Here is an 8,839-nt window from a genome sequence, read left to right on the forward strand (position 1 = left end):
GCTTGGCGAGCAGTCACCCGAGGGATCCACGTGACGGCCACCCCGGACGGAACGCCCGCGACGCACACGCCCGATCTCGGCTCGCAGCCCCGTACAAAGGAGGGTCAGGGTCCCCCGAGCCTCGCCGAGATGGCGCACCAGCAGTTCGTCAAGGCTTCGAAGTACGTCAATCTCGAGCCCTGGATCGTGGAGCACCTTTCGCATCCGAAGCGCACCACCATCGCCTCCGTGCCGGTCCGCATGGACGACGGGTCCGTCAAGGCCTTCACGGCCTACCGCTGCCAGTATTCGGACGCGCTCGGCCCGACGAAGGGCGGCATCCGCTACCACCCCGACGTGAGCCTCGACGAGGTCATCGCGCTTGCGGCGTGGATGACGTGGAAATGCGCCGTCGCCGGCCTCCCGTACGGCGGCGCGAAGGGCGGCGTCGTCTGCGACCCGCGCGGCTTCTCGAAGGGCGAGCTCGAGCGCCTCACGCGCCGCCTCACGGTCGAGTTCATTAACGTCTTCGGTCCCGAGACCGATATCCCGGCCCCCGACGTCAACACGACGAGCGAGATGATGGGCTGGATCTACGACACGTACTCGATGGTCAAGGGCTACCACGCCGCGGGCGTCGTGACGGGCAAGCCCCTCACGCTCGGCGGAAGCCTCGGCCGACCCGAATCCACGGGCCGCGGCGTCGTCGACACGGCCGTCGCGGCGGCCGAGCACCTCAAGCTCGACCCGCAGCGCCTCACGGCCGTCGTGCAGGGCTTCGGCAAGGTCGGATCCTACGCCGCGCTCTTCCTCCAGCAGAAGGGCGTGCGCGTCGTCGGCGTCTCCGACGTAACGGGCGCGATCTACAACGAGAAGGGCATCGACGTCCCGAAGCTCATCGAGTACACGAAGCGCAACGGCGGCCTCATCCGCGGCTACCCCGAGGCGAAGGCCTGGGGCACGGACATCCTGACGGCGCCCTGCGACATCCTCGTTCCCGCCGCGCTCGAGAACCAGATCACCGCGCAGAACGCGAAGGAGATCCAGGCGCGCATCGTCGCCGAGGGCGCGAACGGCCCGACCACGGTGAAGGCGGACGACATCCTGCACAAGAACAACGTGTTCGTCGTGCCGGACATCGTCGCGAACTCCGGCGGCGTCGTCGTGAGCTACTTCGAATGGGTCCAGAACGCGAACAAGTTCGCGTGGACCGAGGACATCGTCAACCAGCGCCTCGCGGACACCATGCGCACGAGCTTCCGCAACACGGTGCGCGCGTCCGAGTCGAAGGGCGTCGACATGCGCACGGGCGCGTACATCCTCGCGCTCGAGCGCTGCGGCGAGGCCATCCGGGCCCGCGGCCTCTTCCCGTGATCAGGAGTTCCTGAGCCGCGCGAGCGCGCGCAGGATCCCGGGAACCGGCTTCGCGCGGGTCGCGCCCCTCCCGTAGAGGAAGTCGAGGTTGTCCTCCCACTCGCGGGACCGCCCCGCGGCGTACGGGAACCACCAGAACGTCGGGAGCCGCCGCGAGGGCGAGACGTTCACGTGCTTCATCGTCACGAGGTCGAGCAGGCCCCACACGCCGTGCGTGACCCCGTGGCCCGAATCCTTCACGCCCGCCCAGGGCGTTTCCATCGCGGCGAAGGTGTACGTGTGGTCGTTCACCGTGACGGTGCCCGCCTCGAGACGCCGCGCCACGCGCTCCCCGTGCGCGACATCCCTCGTCCACACGCTCGCGGTGAGGCCGTAGCGGGTCGCGTTTGCGAGGCGCACGGCGTCCTCCTCGTCCTTCGCGCGGAGGATCGACAGCACGGGGCCGAAGGTCTCCTCGCGCGCGACCTCGGCCTCGGGCGGCACGTCGGCGAGGATCGTGGGACGGTAGAAGTGTCCCGGCCCCGCCTCCGTCGCGCGTCGCCCGCCCGCGACGACGCGCGCGCCGGCCGCGACGGCGTCCGAGACGCGCTTTTCGAGCGTCGCGATGGCCTCGGCGGACACGAGCGGCCCGACGTCGACGTCCGCGTCAATCCCGCGGCCGACGCGAAGCGCCTCGGCGCGCGTCCGCACGAGGTCGACGAACGCGTCCGCGACGCGCTCCACGACGATCGCCCGCTTCGCGGCCGCGCACGTCTGGCCGGCGTTCGCGAAGCGCGACCACACGATGCCGTTCGCGGCGAGCCGCAGATCGGCGTCCTCGAGCACGACCGCGGCGTCGTTGCCGCCGAGCTCGAGGCAGGCGGGCTTTCCGCGGGCGTCGCAGGCGGCCTTGACCGCGCGGCCGGTCTCGACGCTCCCCGTGAAGATGAGGTGGTCCACGTCGCCCGCGGCGAGGGCGGCGCCCGTCGTGGGCCCGTCGCCGGGGACGACGGCGAGGAGGTCCTCCGGCAGCCCCGCTTCGCGCATGAGATCGCGGAAACGCAGCGCCACGAGCGTCGCGTGCTCGCTCGGCTTCAGGACGACCGCATTGCCGGCGAAGAGCGCGAAGACGGCCTGGGCGCCTGGAATCGCGAGCGGGTAGTTCCACGGCGCGACGATGCCAACGACGCCGCGCGGCTCGTAGTATATGCGGCTTGCGCGATCGAGCAGGATCGGGTTGTCGAGGCGGAACTTGCGGGACCTCAGCGCGCCGAGTCCGTGCCGTTCGAGGAACTTGACCGCGTCGAGAAGCGGGAGGACGTCCGTCGCGAGCGCCTCGGGAACGGGCTTCCCCATCTCGCGGGAGACGAGCGTCGCGAGCGCGACGCGGTCGCGGAGGACGAGGGTCGAGAACCGCAGAAGGAGCGAAAGGCGCTCGTCGAGCCGGCGCTCCCGCCACGCCCGCTGCGCCGCGCGGGCGCGCGCGATCGCGAGATCCACGTCCTTCGCGCTCGTCGCGGGGATTTCGGCGAGGATCTCGAGCGTCGCGGGGTCCTGCGACACGACCATCGACATGGACGAGGCACGGGAGCGCAATCGCTTGTACCTTGCCGCCTCAATCCCAGAACTGGCGCGTTCTCGCGTAGGTGACCTCGGCCTCGAAGAGGTCCCGGAGGAACGGCTCCTCGTCGGGCTTCTGGCGCGCGAGGAGACGGCCCGCGGTGTCGGGACCGACGCCGCGCGCGACGAGCGCGAGGAGCGCGCGTTCGCGGTGGTCGAGGAAGAGGTTCGCGGCGGTCTGGAGGCGGCGCAGCTCCTTGCGCTCCTCCTCGGTCGCGCGGCCCTTCTTCTTCCAGGCGGCGAGAGCCTCCTTGTGCCACGGCCGCGCGGCCGCAAGCAGGCGGCCCTCGCACTTCGGGCAGGCGACAACGTCCCGGGCGCGGGCGACGCGGGTCTCGCTCGACCAGTCGCGGCAGTTCATGCAGAGGAGCGTCACGCGCTCGTTCTCGAGCCGTTTCTTGAGCGCGTCGAGGAGCGTCCGGTCGGCGCGCGCCGGCGAGATGAGGTCGGCGCGCTTGTCCATGCCGGCAAGCGCGATCGGGGAGAGGCCCTGCACGACGAGCTCCCGCTCGCCGTTCTGGATCTCCCCGAGGAGCTTCATCGCGAGCGGCACGTCGAGCTTCTCCTCGACGACCTCGCGGATCGCCTCGCGGTAGAGGGGCGTCCCGCGGTAGATCTCGACGAGCTTCTGCATGTTGATGCGGCGCCAGTCCGCGCCCTTCTGGACGGCGCCGAATTTCCGCGCGACGTGCAGGAGGCGCTGGCGGAGCGCGTTCGAATTGGAGAGGATGAGCTCCAGGATCGCGGGGACGGAGGCCGGCGCGGTCTCCATGAGGACCTCCCGGACGGCGGAGGCCGGCGTTCGGGAGGGAAGCGTGAGGATGACGCGGTACGGGTCGACCTCGAGGCCGACCGAGGAGCCCGCGCGCGCCATCACGAGCGACGACAGGATGCGTCCGATCGTCTCGTTCGCCTTCGACCCGAAGGCGGCGTTGAGGACGACGCGTCCGGACCCGACGTCGAGCGTGACCCGCCGATCCGTCGGAAGCGCGTACCCCGCCTGCTCGGCCACGTACGCGACGAGCTTGCGCGCCGCCTCCGGGCCGACGCGCCACCGGTCCGCCGCCCGCGCCGCGGCCTCCGTCCCGCCGCGCTCGGCGAGGTCCCGCGCGATCCCCTCCCGGAGGGCTCCGACCTCCTGCGCGACCTCGAAGGGAACGGGGATCTCCTCGCCGATCCAGGAGGGGATCGCGCCGAGCGGATCCTTCACCGGCTCGACGCGGATCTCGTCCTTCTCGTCGTCGATCTCGACCACGCGCCACGCCTGCCCCTGGCAGATGAACGCCGCGGAGGGCTCGATGAAGCTCGCGACGAACGCCTCGTCGAGCGTCGCGACGGCTTTGCGCGTGACAAGGCTCACGATGCGGAACGTCCGCGCGTCGGGAATCATGCTCAGGTTCTCCACCATGTGGAGACGCGAGCGCTTGAGCGAGCCGAAGTCGCCGCCCTCGCTCCAGACGACGCGGTGGGCGGCAAGCTGCGCGAGCGTCTCGTCGAAAACCTCGCGCGGAAGCGCGCGGAACGGATGCGCGCGGCGGGCGAGCGCGTACGCGGCGTCCGCGCGCACGCGCGAGCGCTCGAGCGCCATCGCCTCGAGCTGGTTCGCGAGGACGTCGAGCGGCGCCTCCGGACCGGGTAGGCGCTCGAGAGCCTCCCGCATCGTGCGGTCCACGATGACGGCCGCCTCCGCGATGTCGTCCGGCTCGGTTGCGACGATGACGCCGTTCGAGACGAGGTCGTGCCGGTGGCCGGCGCGGCCCACGCGCTGCACGAGGCGCGTCACCTGGCGCGGGGAGCCGAACTGCACGACGAGGTCGGCCGACCCGATGTCGATGCCGAGCTCCATGCTCGACGTGCAGACGAGGCCGCGCAGCGCGCCGCGCTTGAAGGCCTCCTCGGACTGGATGCGCGCGTCGCGCGCGAGCGACCCGTGGTGCACGCCGAGCGGGAACGTCTCGTCGAGGATGCGGGCGCGCGCCGCGAGGATCTCCGCCGTCTCGCGCGTGTTCACGAAGACGAGCGTCGCGGTGTGCGCCTTCACGAGGTCGAGCACCGTGTTGAGGTACGCGGCCGCGTCGGGGCGCGCCATGACCTTCGCGGCGGTCGCGTGGTCGCGCGGCGTCGGGTCCGGGCTCGTGACGCGGAGGTCGAGCTTCTTCGCGACGGGGACCTTGACCGTCGAGACGCGGCGCTCGGCGCCGCCGAGCCACGCCGCGACGTCTCGCTCGTCGCCCACGGTCGCCGAGAGGCCGACGCGCTGGAACTCGCCCGCGAGGAGGCCGAGCCGTTCGAGCGCGAAGGCGAGCTGCGCGCCGCGCTCGTCGGAGGCGAGCTCGTGCACCTCGTCCACGACGACCCAGCGCACGCCCGCGATGGCCTCCTTGAGGCGCGGTCCCATGAAGATCGCCTGCAGCGTTTCGGGCGTGGTGATGAGGAAATCGGGCGGCTCGCGCGCCTGCCGCGCGCGCTCCGACTGCGAGGTGTCGCCGTGGCGCACGCGTACGTCGACGCCGAGCCTGCGGCCCCAGAGGTCGAGGCGGCCCATGAGGTCGCGGTTGAGCGCGCGAAGCGGCGTGACGTAGAGGATGCTCACGGCGCGGCGCGGCTTCGCGCCGGCCTCGCGCACCTTCTCGCGCGCGCGCAGGAACAGGTCGAGGATCGGAAGCACCGCCGATTCGGTCTTGCCCATGCCCGTCGGCGCGACGAGGAGCGTGTGCTTGCCTTCGAGGATGACGGGGATCGCCGCCTCCTGGGCCGCCGTGGGGCTCGCGAACCCCTCGTCCGCGAGGAGCGCGCGGAGCGCCGGGGATTGCAGGAGGTCGAAGGCGCCCGCCACGTCACCGCCCCGTCGCGCCGCTCCCGTCGCGCGGCTTGCGGCGCGCGCGGCGTCGGGCGCGCGGCTTGCGTTCCGTCTCCCGCGCGGCGCCGAACTCGCGCATGTCCGCGAGGGTTCCGAGGTCGACGCCGTCGAGCGTGTAGAGGCGACCGGCATCGAGGTCCACGAGGCCGTTCGCGAGGAGCGGCCCGAGGGGGTGCTCGCCTTCGAGCGCGTTGAAGGCGACGCCGCCCACGAGGTCATTGAAGGCGGGAATCGCGATCGCGCGCGCGTCGGGGTCGAGCGTGGGCCACCGCTCGCGCGCCGCCTCCGCGAACGGCGCCCGGATCCAGCAGGGCTCCTTGTGCCGGTGACCGAGCTCGTCGACGAGAAGCACCGCGGGATGGTTGTGGCAGAACGCGACGAGCCGCGCGCCGTCCATCACGCGGTCCGACGGCCAGGTGTGCCCGTGGAGGAGCGCCGCCTCGCCGACGCGGATGCCGGTTGCGGGGTGGACCTCGACGCCCGCGAGGACCGGGATGTCCGCGTCGTGGTTCCCGGGCACGAGGTCGACGGGCACGCCGAGGCCGAGGAAGAAGTCCTCGAGCTCCTCGGTCTCCTGTCGCGCCGCGTACGCGATCGCGTGCTTGAGGTCTCCGAGGACGACGAGGCGGTCGGGCATCGTTTCGCGGACGATGGCGCCGAGCCTTGACCGCATCCGGCCCGTCTGCGACGGGATGTGCAGGCCGCTGCGCTTCAGATCGCTCTCGAGGCCCACGTGCAGGTCGCCCACGACCACGACGCGCTCGCCCCCGCTCTCGAGGAGGAGGGCCCGCTCGCCGAACCGGGGCTCCGCGCGCACGCGCTTCCGATGCGGCCGGCCGGGATATAGCCTTGGCGCATGGACGAAGGGGCGGGAAGGTCCATCCTGTGGCGACGAGGGACGGGGAGCCGTGCGCGCGCCTGCCTCCCCCGCCGTTCTCCTGCTCGCGCTCGCCGTCGCAGGCTGCGTCGCGAGCGCGCCGGCCCCCGGCGGGCCGCCGGACCGCATCGTGGTCGAGCGGATCGCGCTCTCCTCGCACTTCCCGACGGCCGGCGAGGCGGTCGGGGTCGAGGTCGTCCTCGCGAACAACGGCAGCGTCCCCGGGAGGCGGACGCTCGAGGTCCGCGTGGACGGCGCCGCGCTCGATCGCGCCGAGGTCACGCTCGCGCCGGGCGAGCGGCGCGGGATCGGCTTCGTCCTCGCCCTCGCGGAGCCGGGGCCGCACGTGATCGAGATCGCGGGCGCGCGCTTCGAGGTCGTCGTCGCCAGTCCGGTCGGCGCCGTCTCGGGCCCGTCGCCCCCGGCCGGCCCGGCAGCGCTCGCCGCGTGAGCGTCTCGAGGTCGCGAGAAAGCGCGGCGCCGTGCGCGCGCGGAAAGAGGGGAGACGTCGGGGGGCGGGCCCCCGGACGCGCTCCCGATGAGCGCCGCCTAACGGATTCGAACCATTGACCTTCGGATTAACAGTCCGACGCTCTACCGGCTAAGCTAAGGCGGCATTTTCCCCGTGAGGGGACCACCCGTGATCCAGCCTGCCCTTCAAATAGGTTTCCCAGGCGGGATCAGCCGATGGTCTTGCGCAGCTCCGCGACCGTCTCCGTCATGAGGTTGAGGATGTGGCGCAGGTGCGGGATGAACTCGTTGAGCTGCGCGGTCGTGACGGCGCCCTGCGCGGAGGGCTCGATGAGGCCCTCCTGCTCGAGGATGCGCAGCGAGTAGCGGACCTTGTGCTGTGGGTGACCGGTGATCTCGGACAGGCGGATGATGCCGATGGGCTCGTGGTCCTTCACGGCCTTGAGGATCTCCACGTGCCGCTGGAGCAGCTCCATCTCGGTCTCGATCTTGCCCGTGAGGCTGCTCTCCTGGAACTCGGGCGCCGCCGGCTTGTCCGTCATCGCGTCAACGTCCCGTGCTAGGTTTGCTAGCACGCGCGCCGCAGTAGGCGGATGCCGTTCTTAAATCTTCCCGGCCACCGTCCGTCACGTCGTCGCGAAACGCTCCGCGAGGAGCATGATGGCGTTGAAGGTGAAATGCGCCGCGATGGGGGCCATGAGGTTCCCCGTCCGCCGCACGAGAAGCGCGAAGACGACGCCGAGCGCGAACGTGACGACGAGCTGCACCAGATTTCCGTACGAGACGTGCGCGACCGCGAAGAGGGCGGCCTGCGCGAGGATGCCGACGCGCTTGAGGAGGAAGCCGCGGTAGAACACCTCCTCCGTGACCGACGAGCCGACCGCGACCGCGAGGGCCGCGGGGATCGAGAGCGCCCGCGCGATCGCGACCGCCTGCTCGTTCTCCGGCAGGACGACGCCCGCCGCAAGAAGCGCGGTGACGACGAGCGCGAAGGCGACGATGACCGCGACCGCGGTCCCCGCGCCGAGCGCGAGCGACACGCCGAGTTTCCTCGTCGTGAGATCGAGCGCCGCGGGCACCTCGTCCACGCGCCGGCGGTTCACGAACACGATCCACGCGAGCGGCGGAGCCAGAAGCAGCACGCCGTTGAGCACGAGCCCCATGAGGAGCGCGTCGCTCGAGAGCGTGACCTCCCCGCCGAGGGGCGAGGCCCCGGGCGCCTCGATGAAGAGCGCCGACTCGATGAGGACGCTCAGGCCGTAGATGGCGTAGAGCGCGGTCGCAAGGAGCGCGACCGCGAAGAACGCGCCCTCGTCCGCGAGGTCCACGCCGGGCGCAACGCGCTTCACGCCCGCCGTGAGGGCGCGCGGCGCGATCGCGTAGAGCGCGAAGAGCGCGAGGAGCGGCAGCGCGCCGAGGACGGCGGCGGCCGCGGTGAGGCCGAGGCCTCGCGCGAGGAGCGCGAGCGCGACATCCGCAGTGAAGAGGGTCACCGCGAGCGCGACGACGGCCGCGAGCACGCGCGCGTACGCCGGATAAGGCGTCGTGGGCGGCGCCTCGCCGGCGTGCGTCCATTCCATGAGGCCGCGTTACCCCGGCGCCCGCCAAATAGCTTGTCGTGCCTTTCCGAAGGCAGCGTGCGGACGGTCGGGGCCGCGGCGAGGCGGCCGGCCGGGGGC

7 protein-coding genes and 1 tRNA gene are annotated in these 8,839 nt (G+C 71.9%); 2 read left to right on the forward strand and 6 right to left on the reverse strand.

The window, feature by feature from the left end; genetic code table 11:
- The first annotated feature begins 30 nt into the window (after positions 1-30).
- Complete coding sequence (locus tag VM889_14585) at positions 31-1,353, forward strand: Glu/Leu/Phe/Val dehydrogenase (GenBank protein ID HVL49781.1); 1,323 nt, start codon at positions 31-33, stop codon at positions 1,351-1,353.
- Here VM889_14585 and VM889_14590 read toward each other — a convergent pair whose 3' ends face one another.
- From VM889_14590 to VM889_14600, 3 genes are read right to left on the reverse strand one after another with little or no spacing between them, the layout of a single operon-like run.
- Positions 1,354-2,907 carry an aldehyde dehydrogenase family protein gene (locus tag VM889_14590; GenBank protein ID HVL49782.1) on the reverse strand — a complete coding sequence of 518 codons (1,554 nt, stop codon included), beginning with the start codon at positions 2,905-2,907 and terminating at the stop codon, positions 1,354-1,356.
- A gap of 40 nt (positions 2,908-2,947) precedes the next feature.
- On the reverse strand, positions 2,948-5,788 hold the full coding sequence (locus VM889_14595) for a DEAD/DEAH box helicase (GenBank protein ID HVL49783.1): 2,841 nt from the start codon (positions 5,786-5,788) through the stop codon (positions 2,948-2,950).
- Position 5,789: 1 nt separating this feature from the next.
- Entirely contained in the window at positions 5,790-6,629 is an 840-nt protein-coding gene (locus VM889_14600) for a metallophosphoesterase (GenBank protein ID HVL49784.1), read from the reverse strand.
- A 91-nt stretch (positions 6,630-6,720) separates the two neighbouring features.
- Between VM889_14600 and VM889_14605 the strand changes: the two genes are divergently transcribed.
- Entirely contained in the window at positions 6,721-7,140 is a 420-nt protein-coding gene (locus VM889_14605; protein HVL49785.1) for a hypothetical protein, read from the forward strand.
- A gap of 92 nt (positions 7,141-7,232) precedes the next feature.
- Here VM889_14605 and VM889_14610 read toward each other — a convergent pair.
- From VM889_14610 to VM889_14620, 3 genes are all read right to left on the reverse strand, one after another.
- Positions 7,233-7,305, reverse strand: a tRNA-Asn gene (locus tag VM889_14610).
- 64 nt (positions 7,306-7,369) lie between these two features.
- Positions 7,370-7,702: a hypothetical protein gene (locus VM889_14615; protein ID HVL49786.1), complete on the reverse strand. Its 333-nt coding sequence runs from the start codon at positions 7,700-7,702 to the stop codon at positions 7,370-7,372.
- Positions 7,703-7,786: 84 nt separating this feature from the next.
- Positions 7,787-8,740: a CPBP family intramembrane glutamic endopeptidase gene (locus VM889_14620; GenBank protein HVL49787.1), complete on the reverse strand. Its 954-nt coding sequence runs from the start codon at positions 8,738-8,740 to the stop codon at positions 7,787-7,789.
- Positions 8,741-8,839 lie beyond the last annotated feature (99 nt).

Source organism: Candidatus Thermoplasmatota archaeon (genome assembly GCA_035540375.1).
Lineage (GTDB): Archaea > Thermoplasmatota > SW-10-69-26 > JACQPN01 > JAJPHT01 > DATLGO01.

Excerpts from the sequence above, each read along its gene's own strand:
- VM889_14615 (HVL49786.1), bottom strand. The coding sequence starts at position 7,702 with ATGACGGACAAGCCGGCGGCGCCCGAGTTCCAGGAGAGCAGCCTCACG.
- VM889_14590 (HVL49782.1), bottom strand. The coding sequence starts at position 2,907 with ATGTCGATGGTCGTGTCGCAGGACCCCGCGACGCTCGAGATCCTCGCC.
- VM889_14620 (HVL49787.1), bottom strand. The coding sequence starts at position 8,740 with ATGGAATGGACGCACGCCGGCGAGGCGCCGCCCACGACGCCTTATCCG.